Below are 22,143 nucleotides of genomic sequence, written 5' to 3'. Positions count from 1 at the left end.
GCCGCCCGTTCACTCGCTCAACGGTAAAGGCTGGATATGCAGGAAGACGCCCCAAAAATCGCCAAGGACGCCGCGCCGACCGGCACCCAGACCCTGCTTCGCGGGCTGGGTGTGGTCCAGGCCGTGGCCAGCGGTGCCCGCGATCTCAAGGAAATCGCCCGGCTGATCGGCACTACGCGCAGCACCACCCATCGCCTGGCCAGTTGCCTGGTCGACGAGCGTTATCTGCGGGTGGTGCCGCAAGTCGGTTATCTGCTGGGGCCGAAACTGATCGAGTTGGGTTTTCAGGCCCGTGAAGAGCTGCCGTTGGTGACCCTGGCCGGGCCGTATCTGGATGAGTTGTCGGCGTTGACCGGCGACACCATTCACCTGGCGATACGTGAAGACGACGAAGTGCTGTACCTGCACAAGAACCCGGGGCGCAATGGCCCGGAAATGCGTTCACGGGTCGGCCATCGCATGCCATTGGCGCGCACCGGAATCGGCAAGGCACTGATGCTCGATGATTCACCGCAAGAGTGGCAGCGCCTGTACGAAGTCAGCCTGCCGATGGGTGGGAAAAACCAGTTCTGGCCGCAGCACCCGGAGCAATCCTGGGAGCAGTTCGAGCAGCGCATGATCGAGTACGTGGCTGGCGGGTACGCCTTCGATCTGGAAGATAACGAGCCGTCGATCCGTTGCGTGGCGGCGCCGGTCCGCGATGCCAGCAAACGCATCGTCGCCGGCATCAGCATTGCCAGTACCGTGCCTTACATGCCGCTGGAAAAAATGGCCGAGTTGATTCCATTGATCAAAGGCGTTACGGCGCGGTTGTCGGCGGAGCTGGGCCTCAAGGTTTGAACACCATTTAATGTGGGAGCGAGCCTGCTCGCGAATGCGGTGTATCAGTCGACATCAATGTTGAGTGAACAACTGTCTTCGCGAGCAGGCTCGCTCCCTCAGGGGGGGATGCGGCTTAAATCGCAGGCAACAAAAAGGCCCCCATTTCGGGAGCCTTGATGTTCGCGGTTCGGCTTACATGTTCGGGTAAGTCGGGCCGCCGGCACCTTCCGGCGCCACCCAGGTGATGTTCTGCGCAGGGTCCTTGATGTCGCAGGTCTTGCAGTGAACACAGTTCTGGGCGTTGATCTGGAAGCGCTTCTCGCCGTCTTCCTTGGTCACCACTTCGTATACGCCGGCCGGGCAGTAACGCTGGGCAGGTTCGTCATACAGCGGCAGGTTCTTTGCCAGCGGAATGCTCGCGTCGGCCAGCTTCAGATGGCACGGCTGCTCTTCTTCATGGTTGGTACCGGAGATGAATACCGAGCTGAGTTTGTCGAAGCTGATCTTGCCGTCCGGTTTCGGGTAGTCGATCTTCTTGCAGTCGGCCGCCAGTTTCAGGCACGCGTAATCCGGCTTGGTGTCGTGCAGGGTGAACGGCAGTTTGCCGCCGAAGATGTTCTGGTCCAGCCAGTTGAAACCGCCACCGACGATGGCGCCGAACTTGTGGATCGCCGGGCCGAAGTTGCGGCTTGCGAACAGTTCGTCGTAGAGCCAGCTCTTCTTGAACGCGTCAACGTAGGTAGTCAGTTCGTCGGTGCCGTCCTTCTCTGCGAACAGCGCGTCAGCCACGGATTCAGCGGCGAGCATGCCGGACTTCATCGCGGTGTGGCTGCCTTTGATCTTGGCGAAGTTCAAGGTGCCGAGGTCGCAACCGATCAGCGCGCCGCCCTTGAAGACCATTTTCGGCAGCGAGTTCAGGCCGCCCTTGCAGATTGCGCGGGCGCCGTAGCTGATGCGCTTGCCGCCTTCCAGGTACTGCTTGAGCACCGGGTGATGCTTGAGGCGCTGGAACTCGTCGAACGGCGACAGGTAGGTGTTGCTGTAGGACAGGTCGACGATCAGGCCGACTACCACCTGATTGTTTTCCAGGTGATAGAGGAACGAGCCACCGGTGTTCTCGGTGCCCATGATGTCCATCGGCCAACCGGCGGTGTGTACCACCAGGCCAGGCTGGTGTTTGGCCGGGTCGACTTCCCAGATTTCTTTCAGGCCGATGCCGTAGTGCTGGGCGTCGGCATCGCTGTCGAGGTTGAAACGCTTGATCAGTTGCTTGCCGATATGGCCACGGCAACCTTCGGCGAACAGCGTGTACTTGCCACGCAGTTCCATGCCCGGGGTGTACAGGCCTTCCTTCGGATTTCCTTCGCGGTCGACGCCCAGGTCACCGGTGATGATCCCGCGCACCACGCCGTTCTCGTCGAATAGCGCTTCCTGGGCGGCGAAGCCCGGGTAGATCTCCACGCCCAGGTTCTCGGCCTGCTGGGCCAGCCAGCGGCACAGGTTGCCCAGGGATATGATGTAGTTGCCTTCGTTGTGCATGGTCTTGGGCACAAAGAAGTCCGGAACTTTCTGCGCGCTTTCAGCGTTCTTCAGAACGAAGATGTCGTCGCGGGTGACGGGGGTGTTCAGCGGTGCGCCGAGTTCCTTCCAGTCCGGGAACAGTTCGTTCAGGGCGCGTGGTTCGAACACGGCACCGGACAGAATGTGAGCACCGACTTCGGAGCCTTTTTCGACCACGCAGACGCTGATTTCCTTACCGGCTTCGGCGGCCTTCTGCTTCAAGCGGCAGGCGGCGGAAAGACCAGCGGGGCCGGCACCGACGATGACCACGTCGAATTCCATGTATTCGCGTTCCACAGGTTATCTCCTACTCAAGGCTCAACAGTTTTTTTTCTAATTTGGAGGTTGGGTGTCGCATCCATGAATCCCGGCGCAGCGCCGGAAGCGGACAATCGATTGACCACCTTTCTCTTTGGGTGGCGCATTATATCTACACCACTCTCAGCGTCCAATACAAACGTTTGTTTGAATTGGCTCAAAGCCAGAGAAATCAAAGTCACGCGCCTTATGAACGGCTGTTTTGGCGTATTGACCGGAATAGGCGTTCCGGTCAAGATACGGGCGGTTTTGCGCTCGCCGTAGGCTGACTGTTGGTTTCAAGAGCACCTCTAAAGACAGGGCGATGGCAGTAGAGAGTGAAGCGCCGTGCGGGTCTGGTGCGCAGTTTACACGCCGCGATGTTGAATGACTCGTCAGTCACCTCTGACGAACGGTCATCCACATCATGAGCGATGGTCACTTGACACGTTTGCCGGCGTTTTTAGAGGTGCCCTTGCGCCCGATGAGCATCAACCGCCAGGTTCGCCTAGGCGACTTTCTTTTCACCGGAGAGTAACGAGGAATCCATGAAGGTTCTTGTAGCTGTCAAACGCGTTGTGGATTACAACGTCAAGGTTCGCGTCAAGGCGGACAATTCCGGCGTCGATCTTGCCAACGTCAAGATGTCGATGAACCCGTTCTGCGAGATCGCCGTGGAAGAAGCCGTACGCCTGAAAGAGAAGGGTGTTGCGACTGAAATCGTCGTCGTCTCCGTAGGCCCGTCCACCGCTCAAGAGCAACTGCGCACCGCGCTGGCTCTGGGTGCCGACCGCGCCATCCTCGTCGAGTCCGCCGAAGACCTGACTTCCCTGGCTGTTGCCAAGCTGCTGAAGGCCGTTGTCGACAAGGAACAGCCTCAGCTGGTGATCCTTGGCAAACAAGCCATCGACAGCGACAACAACCAGACCGGCCAGATGCTCGCTGCACTGAGCGGCTACGGTCAGGGCACGTTCGCTTCGAAAGTCGAAATCAGTGGCGACAGCGTGGCTGTCACCCGTGAAATCGACGGCGGCGCGCAGACAGTTTCCCTGAAACTGCCAGCCATCGTCACCACCGACCTGCGTTTGAACGAGCCGCGCTACGCGTCTCTGCCAAACATCATGAAAGCCAAGAAGAAGCCTCTCGAGACGCTGACTCCGGACGCTTTGGGCGTTTCCACCGCCTCCACCAACAAGACCGTGAAAGTCGAAGCGCCTGCTGCACGCAGCGCGGGTATCAAGGTCAAGTCGGTGGCTGAACTGGTCGAGAAACTGAAAAACGAAGCGAAGGTAATCTAAATGACTATCTTGGTTATTGCTGAACACGACAACAAAGTACTGGCCCCGGCCACGCTGAACACCGTGGCTGCTGCCGCCAAAATCGGTGGTGACATCCACGTTCTGGTTGCAGGTCAGGGCGCTGGCGCCGTGGCTGAAGCCGCTGCGAAAGTGGCTGGCGTGGCTAAAGTGCTGGTGGCCGACAACGCCGCCTACGCTCACCAGTTGCCGGAAAACGTTGCTCCTCTGGTTGCAGAGCTGGGCAAGGGCTACAGCCACATCCTGGCTGCCGCTACTTCCAACGGCAAAAACATCCTGCCGCGCGTTGCCGCAGCACTGGACGTTGACCAGATCTCCGAGATCATCTCGGTAGAAAGCGCTGACACCTTCAAGCGTCCGATCTACGCCGGTAACGCTATCGCGACCGTGCAATCGAACGCTGCCGTGAAAGTGATCACCGTGCGTGCCACCGGTTTCGATCCGGTTGCAGCTGTTGGTGGTTCGGCTGCCGTTGAAGCCGTTGCTGCTGCTCACGATGCTGCGATCTCCAGCTTCGTCGGCGAAGAGCTGGCCAAGTCCGATCGACCGGAACTGACCGCTGCCAAGATCGTCGTTTCCGGCGGGCGCGGCATGCAGAACGGCGACAACTTCAAACACCTGTACGCCCTGGCCGACAAGCTCGGCGCTGCCGTGGGAGCATCGCGCGCCGCGGTCGACGCCGGTTTTGTACCGAACGACATGCAGGTCGGTCAGACCGGCAAGATCGTTGCTCCACAGCTGTACATCGCCGTCGGTATCTCCGGCGCGATCCAGCACCTGGCCGGCATGAAAGACTCCAAAGTGATCGTTGCGATCAACAAGGACGAAGAAGCGCCGATCTTCCAGGTAGCCGATTACGGCCTGGTGGCAGACCTGTTCGAAGCCATCCCTGAGCTGGAGAAGCTGGTCTAATCCGGCTGCTTCACTTATAAAGAGCCCGGCCTTTTGGCCGGGCTTTTTTTTTGCCCTCTGTAGGAGCGAGCATGCTCGCGATGAACGCAGGAACAGCGCGGGGCATCAGGCTTCCAGCGTTATCGTTGACGACCATCGCGAGCATGCTCGCTCCTACAGGTGGTATATCCAAGTGGAGTGAATTGCCATGGATCTGCGACTTGCGTGGAGCTTACTGGGATTGGCGTTATTGCCAACGATGACGGTCGCCGCAGGCAAGTGCGAACGCCTTGTGGTAACCGGCAGCCCGGACGCACCGCCGTACCTGTGGCAAGACCCGCAGAATCCCAGACACCTGATAGGTGCCAGCGCCGATTTGTTGCAGCAAGTGGCGGGGGAGTTGGGGCTCAAGGTCGAACTGCTTTATGCCGGCAAACGTGCCCAGGCCCTGGACGAAGTGCGCAGCGGGCGCATGGACATGCTGGCGGACGCAGCGTTGACGGTCAGCGAGCTGGAAACCCTGGATTACATCCATCCACCCTTGCTGGAAAACGACTATCTGGTCTGGACGCGCAAGGACTCGACGCTGGTCTACAACCAGGCGCAGGACCTGCACGGCCATCCCGGAGCCGCGTCGGAAAAGGCCCGATTGACTGCGCAATTCAGCACCTTTGCCGAACAGCAATTAACCCTCGCACGCACGTCCAGCCTGACCCAGGCCTTTCAGAAACTGCTGTTGGGTGAGGTCGAATTCGTACTGGCAGGACGTTACTCGGGCATGGCGACCGCACAGACACTGGGCATGGCCGGCGATTTGGTCGCTCGCTTGCAGCCAGTCGACAAGCCTGGCCTGTACCTGGCGATTTCCCATGACTCAGCCTGCAACGATCCGTGGTTGCGCGGACAGTTGGCCAAAAAGATGACAGAATTGCCCGCGTCCGGACTGACGGAGACCGTGCTGATGCGTAATATCGAGCGATGGAAGGCACAACGCTCACAACCGCAGCAACCCTCGCAACAACCCGCCAGTACCCCAAAACAGTAGGGATATTTAGTGAGTATTCGACCTCTTTTCGCTGCCATGGCCTTTGTGCTCCTGGCCGGTTGTGCAACCGATCCTGCGCCGAATGAACAGATTCGCCTGACCGAACAGGCACTCGAACAGGCCAAGGCCGTGGGCGCTACCGCCGACGATGTGCCGGAAATGAAACTGGCCGAAGACAAGTTCAATCGCGCCAAGGGCAACATGACTGACCAATCCTTCAAAAACGCACGCATGCGGGCCGAACAGGCCGAGCTCGATGCGCGTCTGGCTGAAGCCAAGGTGTTGACGGCCAAGAGCGAGGAGCAGTTGAACGTGCTTAACGCCCGCATCGCCCGCCTGCGCAAGCAACTGGGAGATGCCGAATGAGTCTCAAGAGCAAAGCCATCGGCGGTTTGATCCTGGCAGGCTGCACTGTGCTGTCTGGTTGCGTCAGCCAGCACAGCGAGAGCGCGTTGCAGCAGGCTGGAGCCGACTTTCAGAAGGTCAAGGAAGACTCCAATGTGCTGCGAATCGCCCCCAAGGACGTGATTCGCGCCGGTGAATCCCTGGCCCGCGCCGATCGACTGTCCAGCTATTGGGGCAGCGGTTCGGACGTGGTGCATTACGCCTACCTGAGTCAGCGCTACAGCGCCATTGCCCGGGAACATACCAATCAGGCGCTTAACGAAGAGCAAGCGGCAAAACTCGAACTGGAGCGGCAGCGCCTGCAACTGGCGTTGCGTGAGTCCAAACTGTTCAGCGTGCAGCAGCAGGGCAAATGGCTTGAGGAGCAGATCCTGGCATTGACGACCGCCCAGACCGACCGCGGTCTGGTGATGACATTGGGCGACATGCTGTTTGACACCGGCGAAGCGGAATTGAAACCTTCGGCCAACCGTGTGGTGTTGAAGATCGTGCAGTTCCTGCAGCTCAACCCCAAGCGTGTGGTGCGCATCGAAGGTTATACGGACAGTACCGGGGGCAAACAGGAAAACCTCAAGCTGTCCCGCGACCGCGCACAATCGGTGGCTGACGTGCTGATGGACCTGGGCATCGACGACAAGCGCATCCAGGTCGAGGGTTATGGCGACGAATATCCGGTGGACGCGAATGCGTCGGAACGGGGACGAGCGCAGAACCGTCGGGTGGAAATTGTGTTTTCCGACGAAAAGGGCCAGCTCGGCGCTGCCCGCTAGGGGTTGCGTCGCTGGAAAGCCCGGCCTGCCATGCAGCGCCGGGTTTTTTTTGCCTGCCGATTACCGCACAAAACAGTACAGATTTTGCTGACACTGCACTGTACGGTCGACTATTGTGGCAACTGTCCCCGTACACTTCTAAACTGTTCCGGTATTGTTTCACACAAGAATAAAATGCCCGTGAAATCGAGTGCTGCGTCATGACCAATCTTTTGCTCTATCAACGTATTGCTCAACAACTGGCCGAAGACATCCGCCGTGGGGTCTATCAGCCGGGAGAGCGCGTACCTTCGGTGCGCAAGATGAGCTCGCAGCTCAATGTCAGCCATGCGACGGTGTTGCAGGCGTATGCCAATCTCGAAGATCAGGGGCTGATCCGCGCCCGGCCGCAGTCGGGTTACTACGTGCACCAGACGCCGGCACTCACCGCTCCGACGCCGGACATCGCCCGGGTCGAGCGCCCCGGCCTGGTCACCCGCAGCAGCATCATTCAACAAGTCCTGGTGGAATCCCGTCGTGAAGGCGTGTTCCCGCTGGGCGCTGCAGTGCCGAGTGTCGACTATTTGCCGGTGCGGGCACTGCATCAGCAATTGGCCAAAGTCACCCGTTTCCATAGCCCGCGGGCCTTCAGTTACATGTTCAGCCCCGGTTTCGAGCCGTTGCGCCGACAGGTGGCGATCCGCATGCGCGATGCGGGCGTGGTGGTCGATCCGTCGGAAGTGGTGATCACCCACGGCTGTGTCGATGCACTGCAGATGTCTTTACGCGTGCTGACCCGTCCGGGCGATCTGATTGCGGCCGAGTCGCCGACCTATTACGGCTTGCTGCAACTGGCCGATCTGTTGGGGCTCAAAGTCATCGAGATCCCCAGTGATCCAGCCACGGGCATGAGCCTGGAAGCCTTGCAACTGGCAGCCAACCAATGGTCGATCAAGGCGTTGGTGCTGACCACCCGACTGAGTAATCCATTGGGCGGTACCATGCCTGAAGAGCGGCAGAAACAACTGCTGCGCCTGGCGTCGGACTTTGATATCCAGATTGTCGAAGACGATATCTACGGTGAGCTGATGTTCGAGCAGGGGCGCACCAAGTCCCTCAAGGCCTACGATCGGCTGGACCGGGTGATCTATTGCTCAAGCTTCTCTAAAACCCTGTCGCCGGGTGTGCGGATCGGCTGGATGATTGCCGGCAAGTATCAGCAGGAAATCCAGCGTTTGCAGACGTTCAGTACGCATTCTGCATGCAGCGTGACCCAGATGGGTATCGCCGCTTACCTGGAAAATGGCGGGTACGATCGGCATTTGCGCTTCATCCGCCAGGAATACCGTAAGAACCTCAGTGCCTTCCAGTTGGCGGTGCAGCAGTATTTCCCGGAAGGCACGCAGATGACCCGGCCTACCGGTGGCTTCATTCTGTGGGTGAGTCTGCCGGGGCGGGTCAACACCCAGGAGTTGCACGTGCGGGCCTTGCAGCAGGGCATCAGTATTGCGCCGGGACTGATCTTCAGTAATACCGAGCAATTCAATCACTGCATTCGCCTCAATTGCGGCACGCCATGGAACCGTGAAGCCGAGCGCGCGTTGATGACCCTGGGCATGCTGGCCACCCAACTCTGCCAGGAGATGGCAGGCGGTTTGTAACAGGCTGCTACTGCGCTTGTCTTGTGGGCTGTGACAGGCGAGCATATGTATCTCTGCCGTTTGCACCCACCGTGGGATACATGAAACCGATTCTTCCTGCCGCCTGGCTTTGGCTCTGCCTGTTTGCGAGTATTCAGCCGGCATCCGTCGTTGCCGCTTCCGAGCAGGAACAGGCTACCGGCAGTTTTCACGTAGCACCGATAAACGCCGAACCTGCAAAAAAAGCCTCGTCGGCCAAAAAACCGACGACGCCCGCAAAAAAGCATTCACCCATTGCCTCCAAACCGAAACCGGCCAGTGAAGTGGTAAAGACTGAGCTTCCATCCGCCAATCTGGACCTGAGCTTGCCCAAGGATATGGTTCAAGAACTGAAGCCGGTCGGAACGGTACCGTTGACCAAGCGTGAGCCGCTGTTGCCCCAGATGTTCGGTGACAAAAGCGGCAGCAGCCCGTTCCAGCTCAACGGCCGTCTGCTCACCAATGAAATGCAGCTGCAACTGCGCAATGAAGAGCGCCGCGAGGTCGAAGGCGCTGCACTGGATTTCGAGTTCAAACAGTAAGTCGTCAAGCTCCGCGCACCGCAGGGCAGACGCTTTGTCGGAGACTGCCCGGTCATGTTCGTTTACGTTGAAAAACCTGCTCGCAGGTAATTTAAAACAACTGTTTTAGCGGGTACTCTGTGCCCCGTCCTTTAACACATTGCTCGTCGCGAGGAGCTTGTCGTCATGAAATGCCGTGAGGGCTGTGGCGCATGTTGCATTGCCCCTTCCATCAGCTCACCGATTCCCGGTATGCCCAATGGCAAAGCCGCGGGGCAGCGTTGCCTGCAACTTTCCCCGGATAACCTGTGCAGTATTTTCGGCCAGCCGGAACGGCCGGCGGTGTGCTCCGCCTTCGAGGCCGACCCCGAGATGTGCGGAAGCAGCAGCGAAGAAGCCATTCGGCTGATCGGCTGGTGGGAGCAAATGACGGCGGCGTGATGTGTGGGCTTGCACCTCCGAAAAACCTGAAGGTGATCGGATGTGCAAGCCCAACGAACGGAACTTCAACAATAAGGAATAAGACTATGGGTTCGCTGCATCGTATTGCTGTGCTGTGTGGTTTGACGGTTGTGCTGGCTACCTCGGCGGCCCAGGCCGAAGACTGGAAAGTCAAAAAGGACGAAGACGGCATCAAGATCTCCCTGAGTGAAGTGGCGGGGTCCGACTACAAGGCCTACCAGGGCGTCACGCTGATGAAGACCACCGTGGCCAAGCTGCGTGCGTTGCAGGACGACGTGTCCGGAGCTTGCGCCTGGATTCACGAATGCAAAACCCAGAAGCTGCTCAAGCACGAAGGTAATCAGAGCTGGACCTACACACAGTTCAACACCCCGTGGCCGGTCACTCCGCGTGATTCGGTGCTGCACGTCACCACCACCGAAGGGCCCGACGGCAGCCTGACCCGCAAGCTCGAAGGCGTACCGACATACATTCCTGAAGAAAAAGGTTTCGTCCGGGTCGCCAAGGTCGACGGTTTCTGGAAGTTCGTGCCCAAGGGCGACCAGATCGAAGTGACCTATCAGGTGCACACCGAGCCGGGCGGCAGCGTGCCGTCGATGGTGGCCAACAAGTTCGTGGTGGATGCCCCGTTCAATACCTTGAAAGCCCTCAAGGAACGCGCCGAGAAGTAACGGTGTCGTTCTTTTGAGGTGACTTCGTAGCGCCCCGACCGGTTCGGGGCGTTTGCGTTTTTGACGGGGGGCGGGCGCTTTAATTTGTTTCCGAATATGCGTTGCACGAAATTTTCACCAACTCTCCAAGACAATTCGCCGGCTCTCCCGCCACACGCTGCATAGCCCTGAATGCAGGATGAAAGAGTCGGGATGAGGGTAGTAATCAATGGCAATGCAGCCGTTGATCGTGCAACATTTGCGCACCTCGCAAACCCCGGGCCTTGTTACGGGCTGAAAAGAGGGCAAGGCGCAGCTGTATTTTCGAAACTTAAACTTCCAATGGGTCCTAAAACGACATGGCAATCCCGGACGCCCTGAATCAGCAGCGAGCCTCTAGTCGCCTGCTGCAACCGACCGTCAAATCGCATCTGGCCTACACGCTGTTGTGTGCCTTGGTCATGATGGTCATGTTCAGCCTGCTGCGCGTCGCGCTGCTGGTTTACAACCGCTCGATGATCCTCGACACACCGGCCTCGACCTTCCTCGAGGCATTCGCCAATGGTCTGCGTTTCGACGTGCGTCTGGTGGTCTATCTGAGTATCCCGTTGCTGCTGGCATTGTTCAGCGCCCGGGCCATGGCCGCACGCGGGCTGTTCCGTCTTTGGCTGACGATCGTCTCCAGCATCGCGCTGTTCCTGGGCCTGATGGAAATGGACTTCTACCGTGAATTCCACCAGCGCCTCAACGGCCTGGTCTTCCAGTACGTCAAGGAAGACCCTAAAACCGTGATGAGCATGCTCTGGTACGGTTTCCCGGTGGTTCGCTACCTGCTGGCATGGGCCGTGGGCACCTGGATCCTGAGCCTGGCATTCAAGGGCGCCGACCGTGCAACCCGTCCCCGTGGCCCATTCAGTGGCGGCAGCATCGGCACGCGCCAGGTGGCCCCATGGTATGCGCGAATTGCGGTATTCGTGGTGTGCCTGCTGATCTGCGTGGTTGCCGCACGTGGCACCCTGCGCCAAGGCCCGCCATTGCGTTGGGGTGACGTCTACACCACCAACTCGATTTTCGCCAACCAGTTGGGCCTCAACGGTACCCTGCAATTGGTGGCGGCTGCCAAGAGCCGGATGTCCGAGGAACGCGACAACATCTGGAAGGCCACCTTGCCGCAGGAGCAAGCCCAGCAAATCGTGCGTGACATGTTGGTGCTGCCGGACGAAAAACTGGTCGAGGCCGACATTGCCGCCGTACGTCGTGACTACACGCCACCGGTCGACAAGACGCTGCCGATCAAGAACGTCGTGGTGATCCTGATGGAAAGCATGGCCGGTCACTCGGTCGGAGCGTTGGGTGGCCCGGACAACATCACGCCGTACCTCGACAAACTGTCGAAGGAGGGCCTGATGTTCGACCGCTTCTTCTCCAACGGTACCCATACCCACCAGGGTATGTTTGCCACCATGGGTTGCTTCCCGAACCTGCCGGGTTTCGAATACCTGATGCAGACTCCGGAAGGCAGCCACAAGCTGTCTGGGCTGCCGCAATTGCTCAGCGCCCGTCACTATGACGACGTGTATGTCTACAACGGCGATTTTGCCTGGGACAACCAGTCGGGGTTCTTCAGCAACCAGGGCATGACCAACTTCATCGGCCGTAACGACTTCGTTAACCCGGTGTTTTCCGACCCGACCTGGGGCGTGTCCGACCAGGATATGTTCGATCGCAGCCTGCAAGAGCTCAAGGCGCGGGAAAACGGCAAGCCGTTCTATGCGTTGCTGCAAACCCTGTCCAACCACACGCCATACGCCTTGCCGACGCCATTGCCGGTCGAGCGCGTGACCAATCGCGGCACCCTGAACGAGCACTTGACCGCCATGCGTTATGCGGACTGGGCGCTGGGCCAGTTCTTTGAAAAGGCCCGCAAGGAGCCGTACTTCAAGGAAACCCTGTTCATCATTGTCGGTGACCACGGTTTTGGCAACGAACAGCAGATTACCGAAATGGACCTGGGCCGCTTCAACATCCCGATGCTGATGATCGCACCGGGCATCCAGGAGAAGTTCGGCCAGCGTGACCACACCGTGGGCACCCAGATCGACATCGTACCGACCATCATGGGCCGCCTGGGTGGCGAAACCCGCCAGCAATGCTGGGGCCGCGACCTGCTCAACCTGCCTGAGGGCGACAAGGGTTTTGGTGTGATCAAACCTTCGGGTAACGAGCAGACCACGGCCATCCTCAGCGACGACCAGATCCTGGTGTTGCCGAAGGAAAAGGACATGGCGCCAAAGTTGTACCAGTATGAAATGGGCGCTACGGCGCACGCCGAGATTATTGACGATGCACCGCGTACCGCCGAGTTGAAACTCAAGCTCGAAGCGTTCCTGCAAACCGCGACCAAGAGCCTGCTGGACAACACCGCCGGTGTCGTTCACGGCACGCCGCAGTAAGTTGTGACGCAATAGAAAAGAGGCCCTTCAAGGGCCTCTTTTTTTGCCTGGCGTATTTTTATATTCGGCCGAGCAAGAGCAGGATCAACAGTACCACCAACACCACGCCGAGGATTCCGGATGGGCCATAACCCCAACTTCTGGAGTGTGGGAAGACCGGCAAACCACCGATCAGTAACAGGATCAGAATGATGATCAGTATTGTGCCCATGTCTGTTTCCTTGTCGAAAGTGCAGTGGATTGACCATGCCAATCAAGGTCAGCGGGAATGAAGTAAATTCGACCTGCTTAACAAGTCCGACTCTCGCGCTTGCAGGAAAATTCCAGGTTATTTTCAAGTATTTCGAACAGGTCTTTAACGTTCTTGTTGTTGCATCAGTTACTTCAGGCGCTCCCGCGGTTTGCTTGGGCCATTCAGCAATCTGATGGAGCGTGGGGCAGGCAATTTCCTTCGCTACACTCGATGCATCTTCCGAGAACAACAAGGCTGTTTGCTATGCAAAATCGCATGATGATCACTGGTGCAGGCTCTGGCCTGGGTCGCGAAATCGCGCTGCGCTGGGCGCGTGAAGGCTGGCAACTGGCCTTGTCCGACGTCAGCGAGCCCGGCTTGCAGGAAACCCTCAAGCTGGTTCGCGAAGCCGGTGGTGATGGTTTTATCCAGCGTTGCGACGTGCGCGATTACAGCCAGTTGACGGCGTTCGCCCAAGCCTGCGAAGTCAAGCTCGGCGGCATCGATGTCATCGTCAACAACGCGGGTGTAGCCTCTGGCGGCTTCTTCAGTGAGTTGTCCCTTGAGGACTGGGACTGGCAGATCGCGATCAACCTGATGGGTGTGGTCAAGGGCTGCAAGGCTTTCCTGCCGCTGCTGGAAAAAAGCAAAGGCAAGATCATCAACATCGCGTCCATGGCCGCGCTGATGCAAGGCCCGGCGATGAGCAACTACAACGTGGCCAAGGCGGGCGTAGTGGCGTTGTCCGAAAGCCTGCTGATCGAGCTGGCGCATCAGGAAGTCGGCGTGCATGTGGTGTGTCCTTCGTTCTTCCAGACCAACCTGCTGGACTCGTTTCGCGGCCCGACACCGGCCATGAAGGCCCAGGTCGGCAAGTTGCTGGAGAGCTCGCCGATCAGCGCCGCCGATATCGCCGACTACATCTATCAGCAGGTCGCAGCCGGCGAGTTCATGATCCTGCCCCACGAACAGGGCCGCATGGCCTGGGCGATCAAGCAGAAGAACCCGCAACTGCTCTACAACGAAATGACCGCCATGGCCGACAAAATGCGCGCCAAGGCCAGGCAATCCGCAAGCTGATCTTGCTCACAGGCAACGCTGTGGTTAGGGTGGCCGCCATCGGCCATCCTCGCGAGACACTTGCATGCTCAATTACCTGTGGTTTTTCCTCGCTGCGCTGTTCGAAATTGCCGGTTGCTTCGCCTTCTGGATGTGGCTGCGCCAAGGTAAAAGCATGTGGTGGGTGGTGCCGGCGCTCCTCAGTCTGACCCTGTTCGCCCTGTTGCTGACCCGTATTGAAGCCGCTTACGCCGGCCGCGCCTACGCCGCTTACGGCGGCATCTACATCATTGCGTCCATCGGCTGGTTGGCCGTGGTCGAGCGGATTCGTCCACTGGGCTCGGACTGGCTCGGCGTAGCGCTGTGTGTGCTCGGAGCGAGCATCATCCTGTTCGGGCCACGATTTTCCGCGTCCTGACGGATCGTCCCTACAATCATCCGGCTTGTCAGACCTCTCCGTCAGCATGGTGTGTTGCGGCTGTCAGTCCGGATTGGTTTGCTGCCGGAGCATTGTAGGCCTGCGGCAGGCCGCGCAACTTCAAGGTCCAGAAAAAACTGGCGCAAACCAAGGGACGCTGAAGACTTCAGTCAAACAGGTGCTTGGGCACGTCGTGCTTGAGCATCAGTTGGCATTGCTCGCTTTCCGGGTCGAAGACAATCAGTGCCTGCCCCTTGGTCAAGGCCTGGCGCACGCGTAACACGCGGGTTTCCAGTGGCGTGTCGTCACCATTGTCCGTCCCGTCACGGGTCACGAAGTCCTCGATCAGGCGGGTGAGAGTGTCGACTTGAAGTTGGTCGTAGGGGATCAGCATAGGTACCTCGGTTCAATCAATGGCGCGATGCTACGGCGATTGGGTGATTGCGGCTAGCCTGAGGCGAAAGTGCGGTCAATCAGGCCCCATCGCGATGGCAATCGCCCGGTCAGTAACAATCCTCAACTCAACTCTCCGACCGCTGCCCCACCAGGCTGTCCACCGACGGCACCCGCGTATCGCTTTCCATCTGGGTATCGTGTTCGAGCTGATGGCTGAAGCGGTCCAGTGACCCTTTGGCCGGTTGCGCATCGCTGGCAAACACTGGCGGGCTGAGGATGTACGCACCGAGCAGGCGACTCAGGGCGGCGAGGCTGTCGATATGGGTGCGTTCGTAACCATGGGTGGCATCGCAGCCGAAGGCGAGCAGGGCGGTGCGAATGTCGTGGCCGGCGGTAACCGCCGAATGTGCGTCACTGAAGTAGTAGCGGAACAGGTCCCGGCGTGCCGGCAGCTCGTTGTCGCCGGCCAGGCGCAGGAGGTGGCGCGACAGGTGATAGTCATAGGGCCCGCCGGAGTCCTGCATCGCGATGCTCACCGCGTGCTCACTGGAGTGTTGGCCAGTCGCGACCGGTGCGATGTCGATGCCGACGAATTCACTGACGTCCCAGGGCAATGCCGCCGCGGCGCCACTGCCGGTTTCCTCGGTGATGGTGAACAGCGGATGGCAGTCGATCATCAGGTCCTGGCCACTGTCGACGATGGCTTTGAGCGCCGTCAGCAGCGCGGCCACCCCGGCCTTGTCGTCGAGGTGGCGGGCGCTGATGTGGCCGCTTTCGGTAAACTCCGGTAGCGGGTCGAAGGCGACGAAATCGCCGACGCTGATGCCCAGGGATTCGCAGTCGGCGCGGGTGGCGCAGTAGGCGTCCAGACGCAATTCGATGTGATCCCAACTGATCGGCAGCTCATCCACGGCGGTATTGAACGCGTGTCCGGACGCCATCAACGGCAAGACGCTGCCGCGGATCACACCGTTGTCGGTAAACAGGCTGACCCGACTGCCTTCGGCGAAGCGGCTGGACCAGCAGCCGACTGGCGCGAGGGTCAGACGGCCGTTGTCCTTCACCGCCCGCACCGCCGCGCCGATGGTGTCCAGGTGGGCGGAAACGGCGCGGTCAGGGCTGTTCTTCTTGCCCTTGAGCGTGGCGCGAATGGTGCCGCGGCGGGTCATTTCGAAGGGAATGCCCAGTTCTTCAAGGCGTTCGGCGACGTAGCGCACGATGGTGTCGGTGAACCCGGTGGGGCTGGGAATGGCGAGCATTTCCAGCAGCACTTTTTGCAGGTAACCGAGGTCCGGTTCGGGAATTTTGCTGGTCATGGAAACTCCTGATGAGTTGAGGCCATCGATGGTTTCGATGAGAAGGTTTGTGGCTGTCTGTCAGGCCGCCTTCGCGAGCAGGCTCGCTCCCACATTCGAGCGCATTCCAAAGTGGGAGCGAGCCTGCTCGCGATGGAGCCAGTCCAGACAGTACAGAACTAAGAGACCACCGGCTGACTATGCGGAAACAACAAATCCACAAACCGCTCAGCCGTTGGCTGCGGTTCGTGGTTAGCCAGCCCGGCGCGTTCGTTGGCTTCGATAAACACGTATTCGGGCTGATCGGCGGCGGGCACCATCAAATCCAGGCCGACCACGGGTATGTCCAGCGCCCGCGCGGCGCGGATGGCGGCATTTGCCAGCGTCGGGTGCAGAATTGCAGTGACGTCCTCGAGTGTCCCGCCGGTGTGTAGATTCGCCGTACGTCGTACGAATAAACGCTCGCCGGCCGGAAGAATGCTGTTGTAGTCATGACCGGCTGCATTCAAGGTGCGCCGGGTCTCGTGATCAAGAGGGATCTTGCTTTCACCGCCCGTGGCCGCTTGTCGGCGCCGGCTCTGGGCTTCGATCAGCGCGCCGATGGAGTGCTGACCATCACCCACCACTTCGGCGGGGCGGCGAATCGCAGCGGCGACCACTTCAAAACCGATCACCAGGATCCGCAGGTCGAGGCCTTGGTGAAAGCTTTCCAGCAGCACGCGGCTGTCAAAGTGGCGGGCCGCCTCGATGGCTTGCTGGACGTCTTCGATGGTCTGCAAATCCACCGCCACGCCTTGGCCCTGTTCGCCATCCAGCGGTTTGACCACCACTCTGATGTGCTCATCGAGGAACGCCAGATTGTCATCGGCGGTACCGGACAGTTGCTGCGCCGGCAGGTTCAACCCGGCAGCCTTGAGCACTTTGTGGGTCAGGCTTTTGTCCTGGCACAGGCTCATGCTGATGGCACTGGTCAGGTCGCTCAGGGATTCACGGCAGCGTACCCGGCGCCCGCCATGGCTGAGGGTGAACATCCCGGCGTCGGCGTCATCGACTTGCACATCGATGCCGCGACGGTGTGCCTCCTCGACAATGATCCTCGCATATGGGTTGAACGCGGCCTCCGGGCCGGGCCCGAGAAACAGTGGTTGATTGATGCCGTTCTTGCGCTTGATGGCGAAGGTCATCAGGTTGCGAAAACCGAGCTTGGCGTAAAGGTTCTTCGCCTGACGGTTGTCGTGCAGTACGGACAGGTCGAGGCAAGCGAGCCCGCGACTCATGAAGTGCTCGATCAGATGCCGCACCAGCACTTCACCGACACCCGGCCGCGCACAATGCGGGTCGACCGCCAGGCACCACAGGCTGCTGCCGTTTTCCGGATCGTTGAAGGCCTTGTGGTGGTTGAGACCCATGACGCTACCGATGACCGCGCCGCTGTCCTCGTCTTCGGCCAGCCAGTACACCGGGCCGCCAAGGTGACGCGCAGTGAGCAGGGTGGCGTCGATCGGCAGCATGCCACGCGCTTGATACAGCTGATTGATCGCCTGCCAGTCGGCCTCGTTTTGCGCGCGTCGAATGCGGAACCCGCGAAACACCCGGGTCGCTTGACGGTAATCGCTGAACCACAGACGCAAGGTATCGGACGGGTCGAGAAACAGCTGTGTCGGCTCCAGCCCCAGTATTTGCTGGGGCGCGGCGACGTACAGCGCAATGTCCCGCTCGCCGGGCTGCTCATTGAGCAACTCCCCGGCGAGGCTCGCGGCATCGACAAAGGTGTGGCCGATCAGCAAGCGGCCCCAGCCGCAATGCACGGCAATCGGCGCCCCGCCGAGTTCACTGCCATCCTCGGCCAGACGAGCCTGCAAGCGTTCGTAGGAAGGTGACTGGCCGCGCAACAGGCGTTGGCTGAAAGCCGTGGCATGAGATTTCATCGGTCAGATTCCTTGTTCGCTGAGCCACAGGTTGAGGGCCGCCAGTTGCCACAGCTTCGAACCGCGCAACGGCGTCAATTGTCCCTGTGGATCCGTCAGCAGGCGGTCGAGCATCGCCGGGTTGAACAGTCCGCGATCCTGGCTGGGATCGAGCAGCAATTCGCGCACCCATTCCAGCGTATCGCCCTGCAAATGCTTGAGCCCCGGCACCGGGAAATAACCTTTCTTGCGGTCGATCACTTCACCGGGAATCACTTGGCGCGCAGCTTCTTTCAAGACCTGCTTGCCGCCGTCCGGCAGTTTGAAGCGCCCCGGAATCCGTGCCGACAACTCCACCAGGCGGTAGTCGAGAAACGGCGTGCGTGCTTCCAGGCCCCAGGCCATGGTCATGTTGTCGACACGTTTGACCGGGTCGTCCACCAGCATCACCGTACTGTCCAGACGCAAGGCCTTGTCCACCGCCGCATCGGCACCGTGCTGGGCGAAATGGGCTTTGACGAAGTCACCGGCGGCGTCATTCGCGGTCAGCCATTTCGGTTGTACGGTGGCGGCGTAGTCGTCGTAACTACGGTCGAAAAACGCTTCGCGGTACGCGGCATACGGATCACTCGCACCGTCCACTTGCGGATACCAGTGGTAACCGGCGAACAGCTCATCCGCGCCCTGGCCGCTCTGTACCACCTTGCAATGCTTGGCCACTTCCCGTGACAACAGGTAGAAGGCGATGCAGTCATGGCTGACCATCGGTTCGCTCATGGCCCTGAACGCGGCGGGCAACTGTTCGATGATCTCTTTTTCATCGATGCGTAATTGGTGGTGCCGGGTGCCATAGTGTTTGGCGATCAGGTCCGAATACTGGAACTCGTCACCGCGCTCGCCACCGGCATCCTGGAAGCCGATGGAGAAGGTCGACAGGTTGTCCACGCCGACTTCCCGTAACAAGCCCACCAGCAGGCTTGAATCGACGCCGCCGGACAGCAGCACGCCGACATCCACTGCTGCACGCTGACGAATCGCTACCGCTTCGCGGGTGCTGTCGAGCACACGGTCGCGCCAGTCTTCGAGGGTCAGGTTCATTTCATCGGCATGGGGGCCGTAGGGCAGGGTCCACCAGGTTTTCTGCTCGGTGCGACCATCGGCTTCGATGCGCATCCAGGTGGCCGGCGGCAGTTTATCAATACCCATCAGCAAGGTGCGCGGTGCCGGGACCACTGCGTGGAAATTCAGATAATGATTGAGCGCTACCGGATCGAGAACCGGATTGATGTCGCCGCCCTTGAGTAATGCCGGCAGCGCGGAAGCAAAGCGCAGGCGCTGGCCGGTGCGTGACAGGTACAACGGTTTCACGCCGAGACGGTCGCGGGCGATGAACAGGCATTGGGCATCGCGCTCCCAAACAGCAAAGGCAAACATGCCATTGAGTTTCGGCAGCAAGGCTTCGCCCCAGGCGTGATAACCCTTGAGCAACACTTCGGTGTCGCCACCGGAATAGAAGGCGTAACCCAGGCTTTCAAGCTCGGTGCGCAGTTCAGGAAAGTTGTAGACCGCGCCGTTGAAGGCCAGGGACAGGCCCAGTTGTTGGTCGACCATCGGCTGCGCAGAGCCGTCCGACAGGTCCATGATTTTCAGGCGCCGATGGCCCAGGGCAACCGGCCCCTGGCTGTGAAAGCCCCACGCGTTGGGGCCGCGAGGGGCCAGGTGATGGGTGATTCGTTCAACGGCTGCAAGGTTTGCAGGTTGATGATCAAAACGTAACTCGCCAGCTAATCCGCACATAAATTCCTTACCGGTTTTTCCGTTGGGGAGGGTCAATCGATACCGCGCCGAAAGGGTGGGTACTCAGAGACTGACCCACCTCGGTAAGGGGAGTTTTAGAATAATGAGTTATAAGCAGGCGAAATCCAGGCCGAGAGCCGCTGTGCGGGCGCCCTCGACGGCGGTATCGACTACTTGCCCCGGATCAGGCGCCGCAAGGCAAACCGATTGGGGTGACAGGCTTCGGCCACGCTTCTGGGCAACGGCAGGGGCTCATTGTCCAGCCACGCCGCCAGCAGTTCCCCGGACAATGGCGCAGTGATCAGGCCACGCGAACCGTGCCCGCTGTTGACGTACAAACCGTCGAGCCACGGGCATGCGACGTTGGGCACCTGCCGGGCATCCTTGCTCAGTGCGGCATAGGCCTGGGCAAACGACTGCGCGTCGGCCAATGGGCCGACGATCGGCAGGTAGTCGGGGCTGGTGCAGCGAAACGCGGCGCGACCCTGGAGGCTTTCAGGGGTGAGGCGGTCGATCGCCAGGCGGGCGACCAGATCGTGGGAAATCTCTTCGAGCATGGCCAGGTTGCCCAGGTGTTCTGCAGTGGTCGGCGTCAGGTCATCGCTCTTGAAATCGAAACTGGCCCCCAAGGTGTGTTCGCCCAAACGCGCGGGGGCGACATAGCCTTCGGCACAGACCACCGTGCCCAGAGCCCGACTTTGCGGGGTTTGCGCCAGGCGGGTGATTTGCCCGCGGATACGCTTGAGCGGCAACCCGGCACTTTCGGGAAAACGCTGGATGTCGGCAGCACCGGCGAGCACCACGACCGGTGCGCTGGCGAGCAAGCGCTCGCCATCCCAGGCCTGCCACTGGCCATCGACCTTGCGCAGTTCGAGCACATCGTGATGCACATGCAGCTGAACGTTTGGATGAGCGGTTTGCCATTGGCACAGTGCCGGTGGGTGCACCCAGCCGCCTTCGGGATAGAACAGGCCGCCGTGTGCCAGCCCGATTCCGGCCACCGCCTGCGCCTCGGGTTGATCCAGCAGGTGCAGCAGGTCCGGCGCAAACGCTGCCGTCAATTGCATCTGGCGTTCGGCTTCCTTGGCGTCGAACGCCAGTTGCAGCACGCCGCAATCATCCCAGTCGCTGCCACGCTGCAAGTGTTCGAGCAGTCTGCGGGTGTAGCCAAAACCGCTGACGATCATTTGCGACAGCGCCGTGCCATGGGCCGATAACTTCAGGTAGAGCACGCCCTGTGGGTTGCCCGAGGCTTCCTGGGCAATGGCGTCGTGGCGCTCCAGCAATGTCACTTGCCAGCCCCGCGCGGCGAGGCTGGCGGCGCTGGCACAACCGGCCAGCCCGGCGCCGATCACCAGTGCCTGACGCTCGCCGGTCAGCGGAGCCGGGCGGGCAAACCAGGGTTTGTCCTGGGCCGGGGCCGGCGTTTCCTGAGGCCAGCCGAGGAACTCGCCGCGCAGGATTTCCCATTTGTGGCCGATGCCGGGGATGCGTTTCATCTTGAAGCCGGCGGCGTTGAGCAGACGCCGCACCCAGCCAGTGCTGGTGAAGGTACTGATGGATGCACCGGGAGCGGCCAGGCGCGCCAGTTCGGCAAACAGTTCGGCGGTCCACATGTCGGGGTTTTTCGCCGGAGCGAAACCGTCGAGGAACCAGGCATCGATTCGGGCATCGAGTTGGGGCAGTTGTTCCAGCGCATCGCCGATCAGCAGAGTCAGGGTGACGCGGCCGTTGTCCAGTGTCAGGCGCTGAAAACCCTGATGGATTGCCACGTACTGCGCCAGCAACTGATCGGCAAACACCTTGAGCCCAGGCCACAGCGCCAGGGCACGTTGCAGGTCGGCCGGGCTCAACGGGTACTTTTCGACGCTGACAAAATGCAGCCGAGCCCCGGCCGCCGCGTGTTGCTCGAACACCTGCCAGGCGCACAGGAAATTCAGCCCGGTGCCGAATCCCGTTTCACCGATGACCAGCCGTCCGCCCTCGGGCAAGGCCGCAAAGCGTTCGGCCAGGCGGTTCTGCTCGATAAAGACATAGCGGGTTTCGTCCAGCCCCGACTGGTCGGAGAAATACACATCGTCGAACACTCGCGAATACGGGCGACCTTGGTCGTCCCAGTCGAGCTGGGCGTGGGGCAATACAGGTTTCATGGCAGGCTCGGCAACGGCAAGGTCGTCATTCTAGCCGAT

Annotated in this window: 21 protein-coding genes; 13 read left to right on the top strand and 8 right to left on the bottom strand. The window is 60.1% G+C overall.

Annotated features, from left to right (window positions below):
• Positions 1 to 36 precede the first annotated feature (36 nt).
• On the top strand, positions 37 to 840 hold the full coding sequence (locus CAF65_RS05855) for an IclR family transcriptional regulator (RefSeq protein ID WP_085715453.1): 804 nt from the start codon (positions 37 to 39) through the stop codon (positions 838 to 840).
• 174 nt (positions 841 to 1,014) lie between these two features.
• On the opposite strand, the gene CAF65_RS05850 is transcribed toward CAF65_RS05855, so the two are convergent.
• The gene (locus CAF65_RS05850; protein ID WP_085715452.1) at positions 1,015 to 2,679 is read right to left on the bottom strand and encodes an electron transfer flavoprotein-ubiquinone oxidoreductase; all 1,665 of its coding nucleotides are present in this window, start codon (positions 2,677 to 2,679) and stop codon (positions 1,015 to 1,017) included.
• A gap of 548 nt (positions 2,680 to 3,227) precedes the next feature.
• Between CAF65_RS05850 and CAF65_RS05845 the strand changes: the two genes are divergently transcribed.
• A complete protein-coding gene (locus tag CAF65_RS05845) occupies positions 3,228 to 3,977 on the top strand; it encodes an electron transfer flavoprotein subunit beta/FixA family protein (RefSeq protein WP_008017740.1) in 750 nt (249 codons plus the stop codon).
• Positions 3,978 to 4,907, top strand: coding sequence for an electron transfer flavoprotein subunit alpha/FixB family protein (locus CAF65_RS05840; protein ID WP_085715451.1), 930 nt, complete (start codon positions 3,978 to 3,980; stop codon positions 4,905 to 4,907). It begins immediately after the preceding gene.
• Between the two features lie 10 nt (positions 4,908 to 4,917).
• Here CAF65_RS05840 and CAF65_RS28670 read toward each other — a convergent pair whose 3' ends face one another.
• Complete coding sequence (locus CAF65_RS28670; RefSeq protein ID WP_256578610.1) at positions 4,918 to 5,052, bottom strand: hypothetical protein; 135 nt, start codon at positions 5,050 to 5,052, stop codon at positions 4,918 to 4,920.
• A 42-nt stretch (positions 5,053 to 5,094) separates the two neighbouring features.
• Here CAF65_RS28670 and CAF65_RS05835 point away from each other — a divergent pair, with 42 nt between their 5' ends.
• From CAF65_RS05835 to CAF65_RS05800, 8 genes are all read left to right on the top strand, one after another.
• Positions 5,095 to 5,931 (top strand): ABC transporter substrate-binding protein, encoded by an 837-nt coding sequence (locus tag CAF65_RS05835; RefSeq protein WP_085715450.1) that lies wholly within the window; start codon positions 5,095 to 5,097, stop codon positions 5,929 to 5,931.
• 9 nt (positions 5,932 to 5,940) lie between these two features.
• Positions 5,941 to 6,297 (top strand): DUF4398 domain-containing protein, encoded by a 357-nt coding sequence (locus CAF65_RS05830; protein WP_085715449.1) that lies wholly within the window; start codon positions 5,941 to 5,943, stop codon positions 6,295 to 6,297.
• Positions 6,294 to 7,106 carry an OmpA family protein gene (locus CAF65_RS05825; protein WP_085715448.1) on the top strand — a complete coding sequence of 271 codons (813 nt, stop codon included), beginning with the start codon at positions 6,294 to 6,296 and terminating at the stop codon, positions 7,104 to 7,106. The genes CAF65_RS05830 and CAF65_RS05825 overlap by 4 nt, the downstream gene beginning before the upstream one ends.
• A 200-nt stretch (positions 7,107 to 7,306) precedes the next feature.
• The gene (locus tag CAF65_RS05820; RefSeq protein ID WP_007973699.1) at positions 7,307 to 8,746 is read left to right on the top strand and encodes a PLP-dependent aminotransferase family protein; all 1,440 of its coding nucleotides are present in this window, start codon (positions 7,307 to 7,309) and stop codon (positions 8,744 to 8,746) included.
• Between the two features lie 80 nt (positions 8,747 to 8,826).
• Complete coding sequence (locus CAF65_RS05815) at positions 8,827 to 9,306, top strand: translation initiation factor 2 (RefSeq protein ID WP_085715447.1); 480 nt, start codon at positions 8,827 to 8,829, stop codon at positions 9,304 to 9,306.
• A 165-nt stretch (positions 9,307 to 9,471) separates the two neighbouring features.
• Positions 9,472 to 9,726, top strand: a complete 255-nt coding sequence (locus CAF65_RS05810; RefSeq protein ID WP_085715446.1) for a YkgJ family cysteine cluster protein — start codon at positions 9,472 to 9,474, stop codon at positions 9,724 to 9,726.
• Positions 9,727 to 9,812: 86 nt separating this feature from the next.
• Positions 9,813 to 10,418, top strand: coding sequence for an START domain-containing protein (locus tag CAF65_RS05805; protein WP_085715445.1), 606 nt, complete (start codon positions 9,813 to 9,815; stop codon positions 10,416 to 10,418).
• Between the two features lie 338 nt (positions 10,419 to 10,756).
• The gene (locus tag CAF65_RS05800; protein ID WP_085715444.1) at positions 10,757 to 12,850 is read left to right on the top strand and encodes an LTA synthase family protein; all 2,094 of its coding nucleotides are present in this window, start codon (positions 10,757 to 10,759) and stop codon (positions 12,848 to 12,850) included.
• Between the two features lie 58 nt (positions 12,851 to 12,908).
• On the opposite strand, the gene CAF65_RS05795 is transcribed toward CAF65_RS05800, so the two are convergent.
• Positions 12,909 to 13,061 (bottom strand): DUF3309 family protein, encoded by a 153-nt coding sequence (locus CAF65_RS05795; RefSeq protein ID WP_008048964.1) that lies wholly within the window; start codon positions 13,059 to 13,061, stop codon positions 12,909 to 12,911.
• 285 nt (positions 13,062 to 13,346) lie between these two features.
• Here CAF65_RS05795 and CAF65_RS05790 point away from each other — a divergent pair, with 285 nt between their 5' ends.
• Together CAF65_RS05790 and CAF65_RS05785 are read left to right on the top strand one after the other, a co-directional pair.
• Positions 13,347 to 14,162 carry an SDR family oxidoreductase gene (locus tag CAF65_RS05790; protein ID WP_057713747.1) on the top strand — a complete coding sequence of 272 codons (816 nt, stop codon included), beginning with the start codon at positions 13,347 to 13,349 and terminating at the stop codon, positions 14,160 to 14,162.
• A 64-nt stretch (positions 14,163 to 14,226) separates the two neighbouring features.
• Positions 14,227 to 14,559: a YnfA family protein gene (locus tag CAF65_RS05785; RefSeq protein WP_085715443.1), complete on the top strand. Its 333-nt coding sequence runs from the start codon at positions 14,227 to 14,229 to the stop codon at positions 14,557 to 14,559.
• A 166-nt stretch (positions 14,560 to 14,725) separates the two neighbouring features.
• On the opposite strand, the gene CAF65_RS05780 is transcribed toward CAF65_RS05785, so the two are convergent.
• The 5 genes from CAF65_RS05780 to mnmC form a co-directional block, all read right to left on the bottom strand.
• Positions 14,726 to 14,953 (bottom strand): YheU family protein, encoded by a 228-nt coding sequence (locus tag CAF65_RS05780; protein WP_008017754.1) that lies wholly within the window; start codon positions 14,951 to 14,953, stop codon positions 14,726 to 14,728.
• Between the two features lie 127 nt (positions 14,954 to 15,080).
• Positions 15,081 to 16,271: an osmoprotectant NAGGN system M42 family peptidase gene (locus CAF65_RS05775; RefSeq protein WP_085715442.1), complete on the bottom strand. Its 1,191-nt coding sequence runs from the start codon at positions 16,269 to 16,271 to the stop codon at positions 15,081 to 15,083.
• 158 nt (positions 16,272 to 16,429) lie between these two features.
• Positions 16,430 to 18,178 (bottom strand): N-acetylglutaminylglutamine synthetase, encoded by a 1,749-nt coding sequence (gene ngg / locus CAF65_RS05770; protein ID WP_085715441.1) that lies wholly within the window; start codon positions 18,176 to 18,178, stop codon positions 16,430 to 16,432.
• 3 nt (positions 18,179 to 18,181) lie between these two features.
• On the bottom strand, positions 18,182 to 19,954 hold the full coding sequence (locus tag CAF65_RS05765) for an N-acetylglutaminylglutamine amidotransferase (protein WP_085715440.1): 1,773 nt from the start codon (positions 19,952 to 19,954) through the stop codon (positions 18,182 to 18,184).
• Between the two features lie 170 nt (positions 19,955 to 20,124).
• Positions 20,125 to 22,104 carry a bifunctional tRNA (5-methylaminomethyl-2-thiouridine)(34)-methyltransferase MnmD/FAD-dependent 5-carboxymethylaminomethyl-2-thiouridine(34) oxidoreductase MnmC gene (gene mnmC / locus CAF65_RS05760; RefSeq protein WP_085715439.1) on the bottom strand — a complete coding sequence of 660 codons (1,980 nt, stop codon included), beginning with the start codon at positions 22,102 to 22,104 and terminating at the stop codon, positions 20,125 to 20,127.
• Positions 22,105 to 22,143 lie beyond the last annotated feature (39 nt).

This window comes from Pseudomonas sp. B28(2017), from assembly GCF_002113025.1.
GTDB lineage: Bacteria > Pseudomonadota > Gammaproteobacteria > Pseudomonadales > Pseudomonadaceae > Aquipseudomonas.
Note: the sequence above shows the minus strand (reverse complement) of the source record. Positions and strands in the feature narration are given on the sequence as shown.